Consider the following 21,219-nt stretch of genomic DNA (forward strand, 5'->3'; position numbering starts at 1 on the left):
CACTGGTTTCTGTACGGCTATCTTCATCATGATAAACTGGAGTTACACCACGGTATAGTGCACAAAGGTTTAAAGTTTCTTGATTACGAGATAACGCAAAGATTGGTAAGCCAGAGCTAATGCGTGACATTAATAATGGAGTACGGCCTGTGCTAGTTAAAGTGACGATTGCCACCACACCTTTCATGTGGTTTGCAGCATACATTGCAGACATCGCAACAGATTCTTCAATGGTTTCAAATTCTTTATCCATACGGTGACGAGAAACGTTAATACTTGGCATTTTTTCTGCACCTAAACATACGCCAGCCATTGCCGCTACTGTTTCAGAAGGATATTGACCTGCTGCTGTTTCTGCAGAAAGCATAACTGCATCAGTACCATCTAATACTGCGTTTGCAACGTCCATCACTTCAGCACGAGTTGGCATTGGGTTGCTAATCATTGATTCCATCATTTGAGTCGCTGTAATTACAGCACGATTTAATTGACGTGAACGACGGATTAATTTTTTCTGTACGCCGACTAATTCAGGATCACCGATTTCTACACCTAAGTCACCACGAGCAACCATGATAACATCAGATGCTAAAATAATATCGTCCATTGCTTCATCAGTAGCCACTGTTTCTGCTCGTTCAACTTTAGCAACGATTTTTGCATTTAAACCAGCTTGTTGTGCAAGCTCACGCGCATAATTTAGGTCAGCGCTTGAACGAGGGAAAGAAACAGCTAAGAAATCAACACCAATGCGTGCAGCAGTAATAATGTCTGCTTTATCTTTTTCTGTTAATGCATCAGCAGATAAACCGCCGCCTAATTTGTTGATACCTTTATTATTTGATAATGGACCACCAACGGTGACTTCAGTAAATACTTTTGCACCATCAGTTGATAATACTTTTAATTGAACACGGCCATCGTCTAATAAAAGAATGTCGCCAGGAACAACATCTTGTGGAAGCGTTTTATAGTCTAAACCAACAGATTCTTGAGTACCTTCGCCTTTTGGTAATTCTGCATCAAGAATGAATTTATCACCAACGCTTAAGAAAATTTTACCGTCTTTAAAAGTAGAAACACGAATTTTAGGACCTTGTAAATCACCTAAGATTGCCACAGTTTTACCTAATTTTTTCGCAATAGAACGTACACGTTCAGCACGTTCAATATGGTCATCAGGTGTACCGTGAGAGAAGTTCATACGAACTACGTTAGCGCCCGCTGCGATAATTTTTTCAAGATTGTTATCACGGTCAGTTGATGGGCCCATAGTACATACAATCTTCGTTCTTCTTAGTCTTCTAGACATTATTTACTCCGTCAATAATTACAAAATTTTAAAGATACTATTTTTACTTGGCTATATATTAGCCAGATGAAAAATCGGTGCGCATTATACGCTTAAAAATTTGGGAAATCAAAAACAGCCCTGTTATTTAAGGCAATACTGTTTACTTTTTTGCCAGTTATATCGGGTTTTTATAAAAATACTTGTTTTCAATTTAAAAATATCTATAATTCCAAATAATTTGTACAGTGCGACTATAGCTCAGTTGGTTAGAGCACCACCTTGACATGGTGGGGGTCACTGGTTCGAGTCCAGCTAGTCGCACCATCTAACTCTTTCATAACCCCGCGAAACTAATCGCGGGGTTTTGTTTTATCTAGGTTTTATGAGTGGTATAAGAGAACAATAAATTGTTTCTATATTAAAACGGCTAAAAATATTTCTATTTTTAGCCGCACTTTTTTTAATTTTCTTCTTTATTTTCTTTAAATAAACCTGATGCGCCCTCAGAATAATCTCTTGGCTGTTCATTTTGAGATTTATCTGTTGCAGTAATCAACTGTTGGGTGAATAAACCTTTGTGATCTTTTTCGCCCAGTAAATTATTCGAGGAGGTTGCGTAGTGGCGATAAAGTTTTTGATAATCGTTAATGAGGGTTTTGAATAACTCAGCACTTTCTGCGAAATGTTTTTCGATTTGCGCTTTTTGTGTATCAAGTTGGTTTTTGACTGTTTTTAATTCGGCTTCTGTTTTAGCTTGATGTTTTACCGAGTCTTTGGTTAAACGCACAATAATGTAACCAATAAATAAGCCAACAATAAAAGCGATACCAATTGCTACCCAAATTTCATTTGTCCAATTTTCCATAATATTCTCCTGTTTATTCGGCTTAAAAAACTAACAAGTTGCAATAATAACAATTTCAACTTTCCAACGAGGATCCGCTAATTTAGCTTCGACTGTCGCTCGACTTGGTGGGCTAACATGATCGACCCATTCATCCCAAGCTTGATTTAATTGTGCATAATCTTGCATGTCAGCCAAGAAAATTTGTGCGGTTAAAATATTGCTTTTATTGGAGCCAATTTCTGCTAACAATTTATCAATTAAACCTAATACTTCTTTGGTTTGTTCATAAGCATTTTGCTCGATGGTTAATTCTGGAACTTGTCCTGCAAAATAGGCGAGGTTGTTATGAATTGAAACTTCACTTAAACGTGCACTGGGTAAAATGCGTTGAATTGTCATAGTGTTCTCCTTTGGGGTATTTTCTTCTATTCTAAATAGCGTTTACCACTTTGTAAAATCCTCTTTACTAGGCTAGAATACCCGATAATTATTCTCAATTATTTAATCATTATGAAACTGCTTATCTCTAATCAGCATGGCGCTATTGTTATGGCATTGGTGCCTTTTATTTACGGCATGTTACTTGCTAATCCTGTATGGGCGCACGTATTTTTACTATTAGGATGGTTTTCGCTTTATTTGATGACTTATCCTTTTTTGAATTTGTTTAAAGGTAAAAATCTTGAGTTATATAAAAAATGGTCTGTGATTTATTTTGCTGCCGCAGTGATTTTTGCGATTCCCGCGTTAATTTATAATTGGCAAGTACTGTATTTTATGTTTGCCATGCTGCCGTTTGTCGCGATAAACATTTATTTCACCAAGAAAAAAGATGAGCGCAATTTATGGAATGACTTGGCGGGGATCTTAATTTTTGCTCTCGCTGGAATGGGATCTTATTACTTTTCTGACCGCACTTTTGATGAAAAAATACTTTGGGTGGCGATTTATCCAACATTATTTTTTATTGGAACAACACTTTATGTGAAATCGATGATGCGTGAGAGAAAAAATCCACGTTATTTTTGGGCATCAGTGATTTTCCATCTATTATGTGTGCTGATTTTTGTGGTTTCGCAACAATTTATTTTAGCATTAGCTTTTGTTCCCGGATTAGTGCGAGCCGTTTATTTGCCCACTAAAAAGCTTTCTGTTATGCAAGTTGGACTAACAGAATTTGCGATTACTGCTGTGTTTTTTATTTTACTTTTAATAGCAACCCTATAAATGAAACCGAAGTTATTTTTTCATACAGTATTACTTTCTTGTAGCTTGCCTGTTTGGGCGATGAAAACCGTTGATGTTACAGCAAGTTCGAAAATGGATGATCAAGCGAGAATGAATTTGGCACAAGACTTTGCCAATAAACAACAATGGATCTCTGTTTTCGATATTATGTATCCGATGGCGTTAGAAGGAAATATCACCGCTCAAAGTAATCTAGGCATGTTATATAACCTTGGGCGTGGCATAGTGAGAGACTACGAAAAGGCTTATTGGTGGTTTAGCGAAGCGGCAGAGAAGGGGAGCGTGAAAGGGTTAAATAACCTTGGCGTTATGTATCTGCGTGGCGATTACGTCAAACAAAATAAAGAACAAGCCATTAAGCTTTTTGAACGTACAGCTCGGGCTAAAGATACGGATGGAATGATGATGCTAAGTAATATTTATCGCTCACAAAACCAACCTGAAAAATCATTGGAATGGCTGAAGAAAGCCGCTGAATTAGGCAATAAGGAAGCAAAACAGCGTTTATCTAGTCAGCCATAATCCAAAAGTGCGGTTATTTTAATCGCACAAATTTCACGCCACTATGTTGTAATAGCAATTTCATTGGATCTTCATCATTCGAGACTGTTTTTTCACGTAATTCAATTAATTTCATCCGCAAATGGGCGAGTTCATGAATTCGTGTGGCCACCTCTTTAATATGTTTGTCTAACACACGATTAATTTCTTCTGCTTGTTGTTTTGAAGCATTTTCTAAATTGAGTAGGCTTTTTATTTCACTTAATGAAATATCTAAATTTCGGCAGTTACAAATAAATGATAAACGTTGCAAGTGTTCTTCATTATATTGCCGAAAATTGCCTGAAGTGCGTTTTGGGGGGGGGATTAAACCTTGTTGTTCATAATAACGAATGGTTTCTACGGTACAGCCTAGGGCTTTAGCAAGTGCTCCAATTTTCATTAATCACCTTAAAAAATAACTTGATTCTAAAGTTACTTCATATTTTATCATGCGTTCAGATTTTCTTAAACAAACAAGGAGCATCCAAAATGGAATTAAAAAAAATCGCAGTGGGATTAACCGCACTTTTAGGTATGTCTGTAGCTAACGCACACAATGTTTGGCTTGAACCTGCTTCAGCCCAAGGTGAATACGTGGTGAAATTTGGACATGAACAAACTGAAACCTATCCAGAGTCTAAACTTAAATCTATCCAAGCCTTAAATGTGCAAGGAAAATTAACCGCAGTTGATTACCAATTCAGAAATGGCGAAGCCTATCTTATGCCTAAATCAGATTTAGTATTCGTTCATTTTGATAATGGTGTATGGTCAAAATTACCAAGCGGTAAATACGTTGAAAAAACAAAACGTGAAGAACCAACGGCAGAATTTAGTACCAATCCTATTAAATTTGGTAAAGCGATTTTGAAATGGGATGCTGAATCTTTCAAATCTCATCAACAAGCATACGAATTGATTCCTCAAGAAAAAGCACAAGCGAACAAACCACTTTCTATCCTTGTGTTACATAATGGTAAACCAGTTCAAGGCATTAAAGTGGGCGTGAGTGAAGATGCACCGTTCAATTTAACTAATGAAAAAGGTATTGCTCAATTTACGCCAACTAAAGGCTTCAACAAAGTATGGGCAGAGTTTGAGGAAAAAGTAACAAATAATGCGGATTACGATCGTCGCTCTGTAGAATATATGTTAACTTTTGATGCGCAATAATATGGATTTGGGATGAAGAAAATTGTTTTTTTAACCGCACTTTTTGCGGCTTGCTATCTCCCGAATGCTTATGCCCACGCGCTTTATGTGTTTGCCCAATATGATGGGCAAACACTCTCTGGCAAATCCTATTATTCTGATATGACCCCAGCAGCTGAAACTTATTTAGAAGTTTTCCGCTCAGGTGTTGCTGATCCAGTTTTAACTGGAAAAACTGACCGCCAAGGCGCATTTAAGCTTTCTATTGCTGATGTGCCACATACAACCTTAAAAGTTGTGGTGGAAGGGGATGAAGGACATCGTGCGTCAGTGGTTGCCGCTCATACATCTACCGAAAATCAAAGCGGTGCAGATTTAATGCTGCTTCGTGAAGATATTGCGCATCTAAAAGATAAAATTTATTTGCATGATATTTTAGGCGGAATTGGTTATATCGTTGGTATTGCTGGACTTATTGCTTTACGTAATGCGCGTAAAATTAAACAAGGACGTATTTAATGCATTTATCTGAAGGCGTGTTACATACGCCTATTTTATTGGCTGGCGCAGTACTTGCTGTTGCGGGCATTGCTGTGGGGTTGCGTCGTTTAGAATCAGAACGTTTACCGCTTACCGCACTTTTTGCGGCTGCATTTTTTGTGGCAGGAACCATTCATGTGCCCGTCGGAATTGGTAGTGTGCATTTAATTTTAAATGGCATGGCTGGTTTATTCCTTGGGTGGGCTGTTTTTCCTGCGTTTCTTATCGCACTTTTATTGCAAGTCATCTTCTTTTCTTTTGGCGGATTTGCAGTGTTAGGTGTCAACCTTTGCGTGATGGCAACGCCAGCGATGATCGCTCATTATCTTTTCCGTTCTCGTTTACAACCAAACATGGCTTTAAAAGATCGCTTATTAGTCGGTATTGGATCTGGCGTAATTGGCGTTGGTGGGGCAGGCGCGCTTGCTTCTTTTGTGCTGATGTTAGATGGTGGTAAAAGTTATCTGAATCTTGTTTGGCTCTTGCTAGTCTCTCATCTTCCGGTATTTATTTTGGATAGTATTATCAGCGTAGGGGTGATTACCTTACTTGGTAAAATGTATCCTGAAGTCATGAATCGTACCGAGAATTTCTCTTAATGAAAATTCACCGCTTATTTCAACCGCACTTTAGGTTAATTTATCTATTTATCTGGGGGCTAATCATCAGTGGATTGAGCGATCTCACTTGGCTTATCCCCCTTAATGTGCTTGCTGTTTCTCTCTTTTTTATTTCACTGCAGTTCAGTCAAAAATCTTTTTTACCTTACCTTAAACGTTGGTTTGCTTTAGTCATTTTTATTGCTTTAATGTGGGTGACATTAAGTTGGAAAATTGGCGAAAATGGCATTGAACTCAATTTTCAAGGCATAGAATTAGCAGAAAAATTGAGTTTACGGACTCATTTATTGCTGATTTCGCTTTGGCTTTTTTTGTGGAATATTAATGATGCGGTGCTTGTTCAAGCTATTGGTAAATTACCTTTACCAGAAAAATTAATTCAACTTTTTGTGCTGACTATACGTTACATTGCACTGCTTGGCGAATTGCGTCAAAAAATGGATATTGCCATGCGCGCTCGTGGATTTCGTCCTAGACTTAATCGCCGAACCCTTTATGTGACAGCTCAAAGTGTCGCTTTATTATTGATTCATGCCCTGCTGAAAGCTGAAACGGCACAAATGGCTTTAAAATGTCGTGGTTTTCAGTTCGGCAAAAAGAGAGAAAAATAATATGTTAGCTGTAAATAATCTTTATATAGAACGTAATGGTAGAGCGATTATTCAAGATTTGAGTTTTACCTTAGAAGGACAAAAACGTATTTTTGTACAAGGGGAAATTGGCTCAGGAAAAACGACTTTACTGCTTGCTTTGTTGGGATTTGTTCCCGTAACCAAAGGTGAAATTCAATTATTTGGCCAAGTTTGTCGTGAAGAAAAAGATTTCGCACCGTTTCGTGGCACGATTGGTATTTGTTTTCAAAATGCCGATGATCAACTTTTTGGCCCAACAGTATTGGATGATATTGCCTTTGGACCATTAAACCAAAATGTGCCTAGAGAGCAGGCGTATCATATTGCAGAGCAACAATTAGAACGTCTTGGTATTACACGTTTAAAAGATCGTATGGTACATACCTTATCTGGCGGTGAGAAAAATTTTACTGCACTTGCAGGTGTTTTAGCGATGCAGCCAAAAATTTTATTATTAGATGAACCCACCAATGGATTAGATCGAAAAAATACTGAAAAATTGACCGCACTTTTGCATGAACTTTCCTTACCCATTTTGATTTCATCCCATCATCATGGATTTATTAACGAATTAGCCACAGAAATTATCAGTTTATGATCTTCATCAAAAAGCCGAATTTTGATTGTGCTATGCTTGTTGCAAATTTGTTGACAAAGCTAAGGGCTTTAAGGGTTTTAAACTGAAAGTCAGTTTGAAACCTCAGCCCAAATAAGCACATTAAAACGGAGGATTTATGTGTACAACCTGTGGCTGCGGACATCCAGAGCAAGTCCGTATTGGTGAATTGCCTCATACTCATGATGATCAAGGAAGTCATCAATCAGGTACGCCAAACTTTTCACATTCAACATTTCATTTCAATAAACCAGTCGATGCAGACGATACTCAAAAACGTTTATTAAAAATCGAACAAGATGTTCTCGGAAAAAATAATCAACTCGCGGATCACAACCGAGCATTCTTTGCTAAACAACATATTTTAGCCTTGAATCTTGTATCGAGTCCGGGTTCAGGCAAAACCACCCTTTTAACGACGACGCTAAATGCCCTCAAAAATGACCGCACTTGTTATGTCATTGAAGGCGATCAACAAACTGAAAATGATGCAGATCGTATTCGTGCTACTGGCGTGCCAGCTATTCAAGTGAATACAGGCAAAGGTTGCCACTTAGATGCTCAAATGATTAGCGAAGCAATGGTGAAATTAAGACCGCAAGCTGACAGCATTATGTTTATCGAAAATGTGGGAAATTTAGTTTGTCCATCTGAATTTGATCTTGGTGAAAAAGCGAAAGTGGTGATTTTATCTGTGACAGAAGGCGAAGATAAACCACTTAAATATCCTCACATGTTTGCCGCATCAAGTTTGATGATTTTAAATAAAGTGGATTTATTACCTTACTTGAAATTTGATGTAGAACAATGCATTGCCAATGCAAAACGTGTGAATCCCAATATTGAAGTGATTCAACTTTCCGCTACCACTGAACAAGGTCTTAGCGAGTGGTTAGATTGGCTAGAACAACAACGTAAACAAGGATAATCGATGCGATTTGTTGATGAATTTCGCGATCCTGAACTAGCCCGTAGTTTAGTGGCGCAACTTGAAAAACTGATGGAAAAAATGCCGCACTTTACGGTGCAGAATCCATTGTATTTAATGGAAGTATGTGGCGGGCATACCCATACGATTTTTAAATTTGGATTGGATCGACTATTGCCAAAAAGTATCGAATTTATTCATGGCCCTGGTTGCCCTGTCTGTGTGCTTCCGATGGGACGTATTGATGTTTGTATTGAAATTGCGCTCAAACCAGATGTCATTTTTTGTACCTTTGGTGATGCAATGCGAGTGAAAGGTCGTAAAGGTTCGCTTTTAGAAGCAAAAGCGAAAGGTGCAGATGTTCGCATAGTGTATTCACCTTTGGATGCATTGAATATTGCACAAAATAATCCGAATAAAAAAGTCGTCTTTTTTTCCTTAGGATTTGAAACGACAATGCCGAGCACAGCAGTGACGCTTCAGCAAGCCAAAACACTAGGAACAAAAAATTTCTGGATTGTTTGCCAAAACATCACGATTATTCCAACGTTACATAGCTTGCTGGCACAAGATCAAGTCAAAATTGATGGTTTTCTTGCGCCAGGGCATGTGAGTATGGTGATTGGTTCATTGCCTTATCAAGGGATTGTCGATAAATATCACAAACCTTTCGTGATTACAGGTTTTGAACCTTTAGATATTTTGCAAGCGATTGTAATGTTAGTGCAGCAATTTGTTGACGGCCGTTGCGAAATCGAAAATCAATATAAACGTATTGTTGATGACTACGGAAATGCTTTAGCCCAACGCTCAATGCAAGAAGTATTCCAGCTTAAAGCAAGCAGTGAATGGCGTGGCTTGGGAGAAATTGAACAATCTGGCGTGGAATTGACGGATGCTTATCGTGAATTTGATGCCGAAATTTATTTCCAAAGCCAAGCGCAACAGGTGGCGGATGATCCTAATTCTCGTTGTGGTGATGTCTTAACTGGGCGTTGTAAACCATCTGATTGCCCATTATTTGGCACAGGTTGTAATCCTGATAATGCTTATGGCGCATTAATGGTTTCTTCCGAAGGCGCATGTGCAGCCTATTATCAATATCGGAGAGAATAAAATGAGCGAATTTATCACTATGGCGCACGGTAATGGCGGTGCTGCCATGCAGAAATTGATCCAAGATTATTTTGTTGAAGCCTTTGCGAATCCTATTTTGGCGCAAGGGGAAGATCAGGCAAGAATTCCATTAACAGAATTAGCAAAGCAAGGCGAAACACTGTCATTTAGTACGGATAGTTTTGTGATTGATCCCATTTTTTTCCCTGGTGGTAACATCGGGAAATTAGCGGTGTGCGGTACGGCAAATGATGTGGCTGTGTGCGGGGCGATACCAAAATATTTATCCTGTGGCTTTATTTTGGAAGAAGGATTACCACTTGTGGATCTTAAGGCAATTATTCAATCAATGGCTGAAACCGCAAAAGTGGCAGGTATTCAAGTTGTTACTGGCGATACAAAAGTGGTACAAAAAGGCGCAGTGGATAAGATTTTTATCAATACCAGTGGAATTGGTGTTATTCCTCAAAATCTGGATTGGGGTGTTCATAAAATTCAACCAGGCGATAAAATCATTGTGAGCGGCACCATTGGCGATCATGGCGCAACAATCTTAAATTTACGTGAAAAACTGGGTATCCAAACGGATCTTCACAGTGATTGCGCAGTGCTTTATCCATTGATTGAAAATTTGCGCGAAGTAGATGGCCTGAAAGCAGTTCGAGATGCGACCCGTGGGGGAGTTAATGCTGTTTTGCATGAATTTGCACAGGCGCAACAGCTAGGCATTAATATTGATGAACAAGCCTTACCAATTCGCCAAGAAGTGCGTGGAATTTGTGAATTACTTGGTCTTGAAGCATTAAACTTCGCTAATGAAGGAAAGCTTGTTATTGTTGCCTCTGCTGAAAAAACACCAGAAATTTTGACCGCACTTCGTCGTCATCCATTAGGTGAAAATGCGGCTGTGATTGGTGAAGTGACAACCGATAAAAAAGTGCGTTTAGTGGGCATTTTTGGGCAAAGTCGATTATTAGATTTACCAACAAATGAACCATTGCCAAGAATTTGTTAATGATTAGATAAAATCAATACTTTAGAAAAATTAAATAGGCGAAGTGATTTCTCAACTTAGCAAAAATAGCCTAGAACAGCTAGAGTAGTTTATCCATCACTGGCGATTTTCCCAAATGGTACAGAAGGCTACCTCACTATAGAGATTACAATGGTCGGTGTGGATGCTGATTATATTTCATCCAATACAATGGAAGCTAAAGCCCTTTTGGGGCTTTATTTTCTTGCGGTAAATCGTGCCTTTACAGGCATACGTAATGCAATTCGCTCACGGTTTAATGCTAAAGCATTTTCTGTGGGCAAATAATTTTGCCAAAGATTAGGATCATCAGGTAGCTCTTCAGCCCAAAAATATTGCACATTGAAACCACGAGCCAGACACTCTTCATGCAATAAGTCGTAACGTTGCTTTAAAAACGCAAGTTTATTAAAGAAAAATCGTACATGTCCTTCGCCTAATTTATAATCTTCAGGTTGCCCTTTTAAGCTAAATTTTCCTTTCGCAACCGCATTTGGAATCCGTGTTAGCTCTCTATGTTCCGCCAGTAGATGTTGATCGCAAAGTTCCGCTGGGGGAACAAGGTTAATTCTGGTCATAAAATCTCTCTTTATTATTTCATATCCCATCGAGTAACGAATATGACTAATTCCGCCAATAATGTACTAGGTAATAACAAAGTAACGGTTACTAAAATTAAGGTGAGTAGAAAAATAATAAAAACTAAATTATTGCTTTTATTGAAAACTTAGAAGAGGAAAAATAAAAGGGTGGTGGAGCTGGGGGGAGTTGAACCCCCGTCCGAAATTACTCTACCTTCAGTACTACACGTTTAGTCTCGTCTTTAATTTCACTTAAGCATGCGGACAGACACGCTAAACTTAAGCTAGTTTGATTCAATTTAGTGCTTCGATCCTCAAACGGCGGTTTCCACACGATCTCGTTTTGGTTTGACTCCGCGTTATCCCCGTCTTACGAGCGGAAGCTGGGGCGCGAAGGCTAAATGCAGGTTATTAAGCTGCTAAAGCGTATTGTTCGTCGTTTGCGACTATTTTTTTGCGGTTTATTTACGAGGCCTACCGCACCTCGACGTGCACCTTGGGCTTCGCTAATCCCGTCGAATCCAGAATCAGCCCCAAAATTTTGCGTAGTCTAGCAAAAAAAGAAAGGTAGGGAAAGTCGAGATTGATTGAATTGCTGCGTTAAAGGGCATTTATAAAATATTAAATTGCAAGGCTATTAAATTAAATGTATATTTAAACAGTTGTTTGCTTAATTAATATTAGAAAATATTTAACCGCACTTTTTTATGCTACAAGATAAAAAAATTATTCACATTGATATGGATTGTTTTTACGCATCAATTGAGATTCGTGAAAATCCTAATCTTCAGGGAAAGCCTGTTGCTGTAGGTGGTTCTTCTCGTCAACGTGGTGTATTAACAACTTGTAATTATGAGGCGAGAAAATTTGGTTTGCATAGTGCAATGCCAACGGCTCAAGCCATAAAAAAGTGTCCTAATCTCATTCTTGTGCCTGTGAATATGGCTTTGTATAAACAAGTTTCGGCACAAATTCATCAAATCTTCCAGCGCTATACCGATATTATTGAACCACTTTCTTTAGATGAAGCTTATTTAGATGTTACGCACTGCCAAAAATGTTCAGGCTCAGCAACTTGGATTGCACAAGAAATCCGCCAAGCAATTTTTGATGAGTTGAATTTAACAGCCTCCGCAGGTGTCGCGCCTTTAAAATTCCTTGCTAAAATTGCTTCGGATATGAATAAACCTAACGGGCAATTTGTGATTAAGCCGAATGAAGTCGAGGAATTTATTAAAACCTTATCTTTAAATAAAATTCCCGGTGTGGGTAAAGTAACATCACAACGATTACTCGATATGGGATTAGAAACTTGTGCTGACATTCAAAACTTTGATCAAATCGTCTTATTAAATCAATTTGGTAAAGCGGGTAAACGTATTTGGGATTTTAGCCACGGCATTGATGATCGTGAAGTACAAGCCCATCGTGAACGTAAATCAGTTGGTGTAGAACAGACTTTGGTTGAAAACATTCACACAATTGAGCAAGCTTCAGAATTATTGAATAATCTTTATGACGAGTTAATTCATCGCCTTGAACGTGTTAGCCGTAATATATCGTTATCTTCATTCCGTAAAATTGGCATAAAGCTTAAATTTGAAGATTTTCAAGTAACTACTTTGGAGAAAACAGGTTTGCCACTTTCTTTGGAGAGTTTTCAGCAATTACTTCCCCAAATTTTTATGCGAGCAAAAGGGCGATCGATTCGTTTGATTGGGCTACATGTCAATTTACCTGAAGAAAATAAACAAGAACAAATGAGCCTCTGGTGATATAATATTGCGGTTTTTTAGGAGTCGATACCATGGAACATAAATTAGAAGATATTATTGCAATTTTTAATCAATGTTTTGAAGAGGAATACAACACTTGCTTAGTCAAAGGCGGTGATGAGCCCATTTATTTACCCGAAAATGATGAAGTACCTTATAACGCGATTTATTTTGCTCGAGGCTTTTACAGCAGTGCATTGCACGAAATTGCCCATTGGTTAGTGGCAGGTAAAGAACGTCGTAAACTAGAAGATTTTGGTTATTGGTATGAGCCAGATGGACGTTCAGAAGAACGCCAGCGTGATTTTGAAAAAGTTGAAGTTAAACCGCAAGCATTAGAGTGGATTTTAGCGACAGCGGCAGGTTTCCGTTATTTTGCCAGTGCGGATAATTTGAATGGCAATCCGGGCGATACACAGCCTTTTAAACAAGCTGTGTATGAACAAGTGAAAACCTATGCGAAAAAAGGTTTACCAAAACGAGCTGAAACGTTACGCCATGCTCTTGCTATTTTTTATGGCACAGAAGATCGTATTGATTTAAGTAAATTTGATGTGGCGCGTATTTAAAGAGCGGCGATTTTTAACCGCACTTTTGACACTGTCAATTTTCCCTAAAATCGGCTAGAATACGCCGATTTTATTTTCGGTGACTTACAAATGATGAAAGATTCCATTATTGCAAAATTAGAAAGTTTAAAAGAACGTTATGAAGAGCTAGAAGCATTATTGGGTGATGTTTCTGTGATTAGTGATCAGGATAAATTCCGTGCGTATTCTAAAGAATATTCGCAACTTGAAGAAGTGGTGAAATGTTTTAATCGTTGGACGCAATTAAATCAAAATATTGAAGAAGCTGAAATATTGCTCGACGATCCTGAAATGAAAGAAATGGCGCAAATGGAAATCGAAGAATCCAAAGCGGAAATTGAAGAAGTAGAACAACAACTTCAAATTCTTCTACTGCCGAAAGATCCTAATGATGAATATAACTGCTATTTAGAAATCCGTGCGGGAACAGGCGGTGATGAAGCGGGTATTTTTGCGGGTGATTTATTCCGTATGTACAGTCGTTATGCTGAAAGTAAACGCTGGCGTGTAGAAATGCTAAGTGCTAACGAAAGTGAGCAAGGCGGTTATAAAGAGGTGATTGTTAAAGTCACTGGCGAAGGTGTGTATGGTCAATTGAAGTTTGAATCTGGCGGTCATCGTGTGCAACGTGTACCAAAAACAGAATCACAAGGGCGTATCCACACGTCTGCTTGTACCGTCGCGGTAATGCCAGAATTGCCAGAGTCTGAAATGCCAGAAATTAATCCAGCAGATTTACGTATTGATACTTACCGTTCATCAGGTGCAGGTGGTCAGCACGTAAACACAACGGATTCTGCGGTGCGTATTACACATATTCCAACTGGTATTGTGGTGGAATGTCAGGATGAGCGTTCACAGCACAAAAATAAAGCGAAAGCAATGTCGGTATTAGCGTCACGTATTGTTCAAGCAGAGCAAGAACGCCAAGCTGCAGAACAAACAGATATGCGCCGTAACTTATTAGGTTCGGGCGATCGTTCTGATAAAATTCGTACATATAATTATCCGCAAGGTCGAGTAACCGATCACCGTATCAATCTCACAATTTACCGTTTGGATGAAGTGATGAATGGTAAAATTGATGAACTGATTCAGCCGATTATTACCGAATATCAAGCGGATCAGTTGGCGGCATTGTCTGAACAGAATTAATGATAGGGGCATCTGATTTCAGATGTCCTTTTTAACTTTACGGGGAAATAAAATGATCATTGAAAATCAAAAAGATGCTGAATTTTCTTCTGCTTTCAAACCTTCTCAACCCGCTCAAGCGAGCCGTTTTAAACGCTGGCTTGCAAGTATAATTAATGGGCTTGTGCTTTGGGTAATGGTTGGTCTAGGTTTTGCATTGGGAGATTTTGCTGGTGTATTAGGGACGATGGTATATATTGGTTTTCAGTTATATTTCATGAAAACTTATGGTCAAACAATGGCAAAACGCTGGTTAGGCTTGCGTGTATTTAATTATCATACCAATCAGCCTGTTGAATTTGGTAAATACATCGGTCGCGAAATTATTGATATTTTATTGGCGTGGACAAGTTTCTTATTGATTATTAGCGGTATTGTTGCACTTGTACGTGATGATCGCCGTTCTTTAACTGATTTATTGGCTGGCACAATTGTGTTAAAAGACGAAAAATAATGAATTATAAAGAATGGCTAGCACAAGCGATTGCGGATTTAGCGCAAAAAAATCCCACTGAAAATAGTAAAATTGATGCGCTTGTGCTTCTTCAACATGCTACTGGCAAATCGCGTACGCAAATCCTTGCTTTTGATGATACCGAGATTGATGAAAAAGTGCGGTTAAAATTGACCGCACTTTTAGATCGTCGTCTAAAAGGCGAACCTATCGCTTATATTCTTGGTGAAAAAGAATTTTGGTCGTTGTCATTAAATGTCTCAAAAGGCACCTTGATTCCAAGACCAGACACGGAAATTTTAGTGGAAAAGGCATTACAAATTGCTTTAGAAAAATTACAAAAAAATCCACCGCACTTTCGTATTCTTGATCTTGGCACTGGCACTGGCGCAATCGCCCTCGCTTTGGCTTCCGAGCTTGCACCTCTTTGTCAAAAACGACTAATTTTATTAGAGATAATTGGGGTTGATTTTATGCCCGATGTTGTGGCGTTAGCCCAATCTAATGCGGAAAGAAATAAGCTAAATGTAAAATTTTTACAGAGCCGTTGGTTTGAAAATATAACAGGGCACTTTGATCTTATCGTCAGCAACCCGCCTTATATTGATGCTCAAGATGAACATTTGCATCAAGGAGATGTGCGTTTTGAACCTCTTTCTGCATTAGTTGCCAATGATGCGGGGTATGCTGATTTACGTCATATTATTGAATTAGCACCGAGTTATTTGAATTCTAATGGCGTATTATTACTTGAGCATGGATGGCAACAAGGCGAAAAAGTGCGGTCAATTTTCCTAGAAAATCATTGGGAAATGGTTGAAACCGTGCGTGATTATGGCGACAATGAGCGCGTCACTTTAGGTTTTTGGAAGAAGTAATGAAATATTATCGACGTGCGTTATACGATCAATTTGTGCATTTTTATAATACCATCTCAGATGATGGCACATCAGAAGCGCAACTTCGGGGAACAATTGGTGGACTTGTACGTAAAGCACGTAAAGAAATTTCGCCAGATTTGCCGAAAGAAGAGCAGATTCATCAGTTACTACAGCTATTTTATGGTGATTGGGGCTTTCATTGCGATCCAGAAGATTATTTTTATGCTCGCAATTTATATTTGCCTTATGTGTTTCAAAACCGTCAAGGTATGCCAGTGACTCTTGGGGCGATAGTGCTTTATTTAGCTGACGTATTAGATTTACCAATTTATCCTGTCAATTTCCCAACACAGCTCATTTTACGTGTCGAAGTAAGAGATGAAGTGGCTTTTATTGATCCTTGGGATGGCACTTATATATCGCAAGAAAAATTACAGCAACTTTATGAAGGTGCATTTGGCTTTGGTGTGCAAATTCAACCTGAAGAACTTGATAGAGCCGATCTTTCTTTACTTTATTCTCGTTTTGAGCAATTGGCGAAGAATGCGCTCATCCGCGAAGAACATAACGACATGGCATACCGTTATATTGAAAATTTATTGATTGGCAATGATGAAGAGCCTTATCACATCCGTGATCGCGGTTTAGTTTTAGCTCAGATGGGCGCTTACCCTTCAGCATTGAAAGATCTAGAATTTTTTGTGGAACGTTGTCCGGAAGACCCAACTGCGGCTTTAATCCGAACTCAACTTTTAGAACTTAAGGGCGAGATTGATAAAGACTCTTTTGCCCTCCATTAATTTAAGGAAAATTTATGCAAAATAAAATTGTAAAAATCGGCAATATTGATGTCGCAAATGACAAACCTTTCGTGCTTTTTGGTGGAATGAACGTACTTGAAAGCCGTGATATGGCAATGCAAGTCTGTGAAGCTTATGTGAAAGTGACAGAGAAACTTGGCGTGCCTTATGTGTTTAAAGCTTCTTTTGACAAAGCGAATCGTTCGTCTATTCATTCTTACCGTGGCCCTGGCATGGAAGAAGGATTAAAAATTTTCCAAGAATTAAAAGATACCTTTGGGGTAAAAATTATTACCGATGTACACGAAATCTATCAATGTCAGCCAGTTGCAGATGTTGTCGATATTATTCAACTTCCAGCCTTTTTGGCGCGCCAAACAGATCTCGTTGAAGCGATGGCAAAAACAGGTGCTGTGATTAATGTGAAAAAACCACAATTTTTAAGCCCAGGTCAAATGGGCAATATCGTGGAAAAAATCGAAGAATGTGGTAACGATAAAATCATTCTTTGTGATCGTGGAACAAACTTTGGATACGATAATTTAATTGTGGATATGCTTGGCTTCAGCGTGATGAAAAAAGCATCTAAGGGCAGCCCAGTTATTTTTGATGTAACTCATTCGCTTCAATGCCGAGATCCATTTGGGGCAGCATCAGGTGGGCGTCGCGCACAAGTAACCGAATTAGCGCGTTCAGGTTTAGCTGTAGGCATTGCAGGTTTATTCTTAGAAGCGCATCCAAATCCAAATCAAGCGAAATGTGATGGCCCTTCTGCATTGCCCCTTTCTGCTCTTGAAGGCTTTGTATCGCAAATGAAAGCGATTGATGATTTAGTAAAATCTTTTCCAGAATTGGATACATCTATCTAAGAAAATATTTAAGCAAAAGTGCGGTTAATTTTGACCGCACTTTGTATATAAAAGGAGAAACAATGAATATCGTCTTTTTAGATAGTACAGCTATCCCGAAACATATCCCTATTCCTCGTCCAAGTTTTGCGCATACTTGGATTGAATATGAACATACATCTTCTGTAGAAACGATTGAACGAGCGAAAGATGCTGATATTGTTATTACGAGCAAAGTCATTTTTGATCGAGAAACGTTAAAACAATTACCTAAGTTAAAGTTGATTGCGATTACTGCAACCGGTACAAATAATGTTGATCTTGTGGCTGCAGAAGAAATGGGCATTACTGTGCGTAATGTGACAGGTTATTCCAGTACAACAGTGCCAGAACACGTAATCGGTCTGATTTTTTCTTTAAAACACAGCTTGGCAGGTTGGTTACGCGATCAATCGGAAGCAAAATGGCCTAAAAGCAAACAATTTTGTTATTTTGATTACCCAATTACAGATGTGCGCGGTTCAACATTAGGCGTATTTGGTAAAGGTTGCTTAGGGACAGAAGTGGGGCGTTTGGCTAATGCCGTGGGAATGAAAGTGCTTTATGCAGAACATAAAGATGCCACTGTTTGCCGTGAAGGTTATACGCCCTTTGAGGAAGTATTAAGACAATCGGATATTGTGACGTTGCATTGCCCATTAACTGAAACAACCAAGAATTTAATGAATGCAGAAACCTTATCCAAAATGAAAAAAGGTGCATTTTTGATTAATACAGGGCGTGGGCCTTTGATTGATGAAGTTGCCTTAGTTGATGCGTTAAAAACGGGGTATTTAGGCGGAGCAGCTTTGGATGTAATGGTAAAAGAGCCACCAGAAAAAGATAATCCGTTAATTTTAGCTGCAAAAACTATGCCTAATTTAATTATCACCCCGCATATTGCTTGGGCGAGTGATAGTGCAGTGACAACATTAGTTGGCAAAGTAATGCAAAACATCGAAGAATTTGTACAACAATTAAATCAAAAATAATGAATTTTCCTATTTCTCTTTATATTGCACTACGTTATTGGCGTGCGAAAAGTGCGGATCGTTTTGGGCGATTAGTGACTAATCTTGCAAGCCTGGGGATTGTATTAGGTGTGATGGCATTGATCATCGTGCTTTCGGTGATGAATGGATTAGAAGGTTACCAAAAACAACAGGTGCTCTCTTCCATTCCTCATGCGATTGTGAGTGAAAAACAGCCTATTTCTACAGAAAAAACATTAGAAAATTTACCGCACTTTGTCCAAAAAGCAGTGCCGATCAATACAACAAATGTGATTTATCAAACGACAAAAGGCGTGAGTGCAGGACAAATCATTGGTATTCAATCATTTTCTGATGATCCTTTGGTTGAATCTTTTGATCAGACTAAATTTAATGAAATTTTACCGACTGGTGAATTTAAATTGGTCATTGGAGATCAACTAGCTCAAAAATTGGGCGTGAATATTGGGGATAAAATCCGTTTGATGATTACGGAAAATAGCCAATATACACCATTCGGTCGGGTGCCAATGCAGCGTTTATTTACTGTTAGCGATATTTATTATGATTATGGCGAAGCATCGGGTTATGAAGCCTTTGCTAATATTACAGATATTGGTCGCTTAATGCGTATTCAACCGCAGCAAGCGCAGGGATATCGTTTATTTTTGAATGATCCGTTCCAAATTACAGAACTCCCACAACATTTCCCAACACAAAAAATCACGGATTGGCGTGTCCAAAAAGGTGAATTTTTCCAAGCGGTGAGAATGGAAAAAAATATGATGGGATTACTGATTAGTTTGATCATTGTCGTGGCGATTTCCAATATTGTCACCTCTTTAAGTTTAATGGTGGTGGATAAACAAGGGGAAATTGCTATCTTGCAAACTCAGGGCTTAACAAAATCCCAAGTTCGTTCAGTGTTTATTTATCAAGGATTACTGGTGGGATTTGTTGGCACATTGCTCGGTGCTATTTTGGGTGTTTTAGTCACCTTGAACTTAACAGACATTGTAAGTGCAGTAAATCCACAAGGCGTTTTTTTACCGACAGAATTGTCCTTTATTCAAATGATGTTTGTCATTGGATTTTCCTTGTTGCTTTCTTTACTTTCTACCCTTTATCCCGCTTATCGAGCTGCGAAAGTAGAACCTGCCGCTGCCTTGCGATACGAATAAGTTTTTAATGGTAAATGAATGATGGATGAACAATCACTTTTAGCTTTTGATACACAACATATTTGGCATCCTTATTCTTCAGTTTCTTCTGATATGCCGCTTTATGCGGTAGAACGTGCTGATGGCGTGATGATAACCTTAAAAGATGGCTGTCGTTTGATTGATGGCATGTCTTCTTGGTGGGCGGCGTTGCATGGTTATAATCATCCTCGTTTAAATGCGGCTGCACAGAATCAGTTGGCAAAAATGAGCCATATTATGTTTGGCGGTTTTACCCATGAACCCGCGGTGGAATTAGCTCAATTATTGGTACAAATTTTGCCAAATGGATTAGATAAGATCTTTTTTGCTGATAGTGGTTCTGTTGCTGTGGAAGTAGCGATGAAAATGGCTATTCAATATCAGCACGCTAAAGGCGAAGTACAACGGCAAAAATTCGCCACCATCCGTTCGGGTTATCATGGCGATACTTGGAATGCGATGTCTGTGTGTGATCCAACCACCGGTATGCATCATTTATTTCATCATAGCCTGCCCGTACAATATTTTCTTCCTCAACCCAATATTCCATTTAATGAATCTTGGAATGATTGTGTGATGGAACCTTTAGCTGATTTACTTAAGAAAAAAGGTAGCGAAATCGCCGCACTTATTTTAGAGCCTGTTGTGCAAGGTGCGGGCGGTATGTATTTTTATTCGCCAACTTATTTAGTGAAAGCACAAGCGCTTTGTAAACAATATGGTGTATTGCTAATTTTTGATGAAATTGCTACGGGTTTTGGCCGTACAGGGAAATTATTTGCTGCCGAGCATGCTGGGATTTCGCCAGATATTATATGTATCGGTAAAGCCTTAACTGGTGGTTATTTAACTTTATCTGCAACCATTACGACCACTGAAATTGCGCAAACTATTTGTGGCGGTGAGGCTAAATGCTTTATGCACGGCCCCACTTTTATGGCAAACCCGTTGGCCTGTGCAGTTGCGGCAGAATCTATCCGTTTATTATTGGAAAGCCCTTGGCAGCAAAATATTCAGCGAATTGAATCTTCCTTAAAACAACAGCTTTCGCCTTTAGCTGAAAAAGATTACGTCAAAGAAGTTCGCGTATTAGGGGCGATTGGGGTGGTCGAAATGAAAAGTGCGGTAAATATGAAAACTTTAGTCCCACGTTTTGTGGAACAAGGTGTTTGGATTCGACCTTTCGGAAAATTGGTTTATGTTATGCCACCATTTGTGATTAAAGATGATGAACTTCAGAAATTAATGGAAGGCATGATTCTGGCTTTAACGCAGGAATATGAACATTAGGATA

Annotated in this window: 25 protein-coding genes, 1 tRNA gene and 1 other RNA gene; 21 read left to right on the forward strand and 6 right to left on the reverse strand. The window is 38.7% G+C overall.

Annotated features, from left to right (window positions below; all coding sequences use genetic code 11):
* Positions 1–1,312, reverse strand: a 1,312-nt coding sequence (pyk, locus tag AAX18_RS02345; protein ID WP_046952874.1) for a pyruvate kinase, incomplete at its 3' end; no start/stop codon positions are given.
* Between the two features lie 229 nt (positions 1,313–1,541).
* On the opposite strand from pyk, the gene AAX18_RS02350 reads away from it, so the two are divergent.
* A tRNA-Val gene (locus tag AAX18_RS02350) sits at positions 1,542–1,618 on the forward strand.
* 136 nt (positions 1,619–1,754) lie between these two features.
* Here AAX18_RS02350 and AAX18_RS02355 read toward each other — a convergent pair.
* Both AAX18_RS02355 and AAX18_RS02360 read right to left on the reverse strand, forming a co-directional pair.
* Positions 1,755–2,159 (reverse strand): Z-ring associated ZapG family protein, encoded by a 405-nt coding sequence (locus tag AAX18_RS02355; protein ID WP_046952811.1) that lies wholly within the window; start codon positions 2,157–2,159, stop codon positions 1,755–1,757.
* Between the two features lie 30 nt (positions 2,160–2,189).
* Entirely contained in the window at positions 2,190–2,540 is a 351-nt protein-coding gene (locus tag AAX18_RS02360; protein ID WP_005629055.1) for a RidA family protein, read from the reverse strand.
* Positions 2,541–2,651: 111 nt separating this feature from the next.
* On the opposite strand from AAX18_RS02360, the gene AAX18_RS02365 reads away from it, so the two are divergent.
* Together AAX18_RS02365 and AAX18_RS02370 are read left to right on the forward strand one after the other, a co-directional pair.
* Positions 2,652–3,368 (forward strand): YwiC-like family protein, encoded by a 717-nt coding sequence (locus tag AAX18_RS02365; protein ID WP_046952812.1) that lies wholly within the window; start codon positions 2,652–2,654, stop codon positions 3,366–3,368.
* The gene (locus AAX18_RS02370) at positions 3,369–3,911 is read left to right on the forward strand and encodes a tetratricopeptide repeat protein (protein WP_046952813.1); all 543 of its coding nucleotides are present in this window, start codon (positions 3,369–3,371) and stop codon (positions 3,909–3,911) included.
* A gap of 13 nt (positions 3,912–3,924) precedes the next feature.
* On the opposite strand, the gene AAX18_RS02375 is transcribed toward AAX18_RS02370, so the two are convergent.
* The gene (locus AAX18_RS02375) at positions 3,925–4,332 is read right to left on the reverse strand and encodes a Cd(II)/Pb(II)-responsive transcriptional regulator (protein ID WP_005633867.1); all 408 of its coding nucleotides are present in this window, start codon (positions 4,330–4,332) and stop codon (positions 3,925–3,927) included.
* 89 nt (positions 4,333–4,421) lie between these two features.
* Between AAX18_RS02375 and AAX18_RS02380 the strand changes: the two genes are divergently transcribed.
* The 8 genes from AAX18_RS02380 to hypE all read left to right on the forward strand — a co-directional run bounded on the left by AAX18_RS02380 (position 4,422) and on the right by hypE (position 10,551).
* Positions 4,422–5,105 carry a DUF4198 domain-containing protein gene (locus AAX18_RS02380; protein ID WP_046952814.1) on the forward strand — a complete coding sequence of 228 codons (684 nt, stop codon included), beginning with the start codon at positions 4,422–4,424 and terminating at the stop codon, positions 5,103–5,105.
* A 12-nt stretch (positions 5,106–5,117) separates the two neighbouring features.
* Complete coding sequence (locus AAX18_RS02385) at positions 5,118–5,603, forward strand: hypothetical protein (RefSeq protein WP_046952815.1); 486 nt, start codon at positions 5,118–5,120, stop codon at positions 5,601–5,603.
* Positions 5,603–6,223, forward strand: a complete 621-nt coding sequence (cbiM, locus tag AAX18_RS02390) for a cobalt transporter CbiM (protein WP_046952816.1) — start codon at positions 5,603–5,605, stop codon at positions 6,221–6,223. The genes AAX18_RS02385 and cbiM overlap by 1 nt, the downstream gene beginning before the upstream one ends.
* Complete coding sequence (locus AAX18_RS02395; protein WP_046952817.1) at positions 6,223–6,855, forward strand: energy-coupling factor transporter transmembrane component T family protein; 633 nt, start codon at positions 6,223–6,225, stop codon at positions 6,853–6,855. Before cbiM ends, AAX18_RS02395 begins: the two co-directional genes overlap by 1 nt.
* A gap of 1 nt (position 6,856) precedes the next feature.
* Positions 6,857–7,474: an energy-coupling factor ABC transporter ATP-binding protein gene (locus tag AAX18_RS02400; protein ID WP_046952818.1), complete on the forward strand. Its 618-nt coding sequence runs from the start codon at positions 6,857–6,859 to the stop codon at positions 7,472–7,474.
* A gap of 136 nt (positions 7,475–7,610) precedes the next feature.
* Positions 7,611–8,420: a hydrogenase nickel incorporation protein HypB gene (gene hypB / locus AAX18_RS02405; protein ID WP_046952819.1), complete on the forward strand. Its 810-nt coding sequence runs from the start codon at positions 7,611–7,613 to the stop codon at positions 8,418–8,420.
* Positions 8,421–8,423: 3 nt separating this feature from the next.
* A complete protein-coding gene (gene hypD / locus AAX18_RS02410) occupies positions 8,424–9,536 on the forward strand; it encodes a hydrogenase formation protein HypD (protein ID WP_046952820.1) in 1,113 nt (370 codons plus the stop codon).
* Position 9,537: 1 nt separating this feature from the next.
* Entirely contained in the window at positions 9,538–10,551 is a 1,014-nt protein-coding gene (gene hypE, locus AAX18_RS02415) for a hydrogenase expression/formation protein HypE (protein WP_046952821.1), read from the forward strand.
* 215 nt (positions 10,552–10,766) lie between these two features.
* Here hypE and AAX18_RS02420 read toward each other — a convergent pair whose 3' ends face one another.
* Both AAX18_RS02420 and ssrA read right to left on the reverse strand, forming a co-directional pair.
* Positions 10,767–11,147 (reverse strand): pyrimidine dimer DNA glycosylase/endonuclease V, encoded by a 381-nt coding sequence (locus AAX18_RS02420; protein ID WP_005638006.1) that lies wholly within the window; start codon positions 11,145–11,147, stop codon positions 10,767–10,769.
* 172 nt (positions 11,148–11,319) lie between these two features.
* Positions 11,320–11,685, reverse strand: a transfer-messenger RNA (tmRNA) gene (gene ssrA / locus AAX18_RS08675).
* A gap of 172 nt (positions 11,686–11,857) precedes the next feature.
* On the opposite strand from ssrA, the gene dinB reads away from it, so the two are divergent.
* The 10 genes from dinB (at position 11,858) to bioA (ending at position 21,215) form a co-directional block, all read left to right on the forward strand.
* Positions 11,858–12,925 (forward strand): DNA polymerase IV, encoded by a 1,068-nt coding sequence (gene dinB / locus AAX18_RS02425; protein WP_046952822.1) that lies wholly within the window; start codon positions 11,858–11,860, stop codon positions 12,923–12,925.
* 32 nt (positions 12,926–12,957) lie between these two features.
* The gene (locus AAX18_RS02430) at positions 12,958–13,494 is read left to right on the forward strand and encodes an elongation factor P hydroxylase (RefSeq protein WP_046952823.1); all 537 of its coding nucleotides are present in this window, start codon (positions 12,958–12,960) and stop codon (positions 13,492–13,494) included.
* A gap of 93 nt (positions 13,495–13,587) precedes the next feature.
* On the forward strand, positions 13,588–14,670 hold the full coding sequence (prfA, locus tag AAX18_RS02435; protein ID WP_032803489.1) for a peptide chain release factor 1: 1,083 nt from the start codon (positions 13,588–13,590) through the stop codon (positions 14,668–14,670).
* Positions 14,671–14,722: 52 nt separating this feature from the next.
* Positions 14,723–15,163, forward strand: a complete 441-nt coding sequence (locus AAX18_RS02440; protein ID WP_046952824.1) for an RDD family protein — start codon at positions 14,723–14,725, stop codon at positions 15,161–15,163.
* Entirely contained in the window at positions 15,163–16,041 is an 879-nt protein-coding gene (gene prmC, locus AAX18_RS02445) for a peptide chain release factor N(5)-glutamine methyltransferase (RefSeq protein ID WP_046952825.1), read from the forward strand. The genes AAX18_RS02440 and prmC overlap by 1 nt, the downstream gene beginning before the upstream one ends.
* Positions 16,041–16,844, forward strand: coding sequence for a SirB1 family protein (locus AAX18_RS02450; protein WP_046952826.1), 804 nt, complete (start codon positions 16,041–16,043; stop codon positions 16,842–16,844). The genes prmC and AAX18_RS02450 overlap by 1 nt, the downstream gene beginning before the upstream one ends.
* A gap of 14 nt (positions 16,845–16,858) precedes the next feature.
* Complete coding sequence (gene kdsA / locus AAX18_RS02455) at positions 16,859–17,713, forward strand: 3-deoxy-8-phosphooctulonate synthase (RefSeq protein ID WP_005629022.1); 855 nt, start codon at positions 16,859–16,861, stop codon at positions 17,711–17,713.
* 62 nt (positions 17,714–17,775) lie between these two features.
* Positions 17,776–18,723, forward strand: a complete 948-nt coding sequence (locus AAX18_RS02460) for a 2-hydroxyacid dehydrogenase (protein ID WP_046952827.1) — start codon at positions 17,776–17,778, stop codon at positions 18,721–18,723.
* The gene (locus AAX18_RS02465; protein ID WP_046952828.1) at positions 18,723–19,904 is read left to right on the forward strand and encodes a lipoprotein-releasing ABC transporter permease subunit; all 1,182 of its coding nucleotides are present in this window, start codon (positions 18,723–18,725) and stop codon (positions 19,902–19,904) included. Before AAX18_RS02460 ends, AAX18_RS02465 begins: the two co-directional genes overlap by 1 nt.
* A 21-nt stretch (positions 19,905–19,925) precedes the next feature.
* A complete protein-coding gene (gene bioA, locus AAX18_RS02470; RefSeq protein ID WP_046952875.1) occupies positions 19,926–21,215 on the forward strand; it encodes an adenosylmethionine--8-amino-7-oxononanoate transaminase in 1,290 nt (429 codons plus the stop codon).
* The last annotated feature ends 4 nt before the right edge of the window (positions 21,216–21,219 follow it).

It is taken from the genome of Haemophilus haemolyticus (assembly GCF_001008205.1).
Taxonomy (GTDB): Bacteria; Pseudomonadota; Gammaproteobacteria; order Enterobacterales; family Pasteurellaceae; genus Haemophilus; species Haemophilus haemolyticus_Q.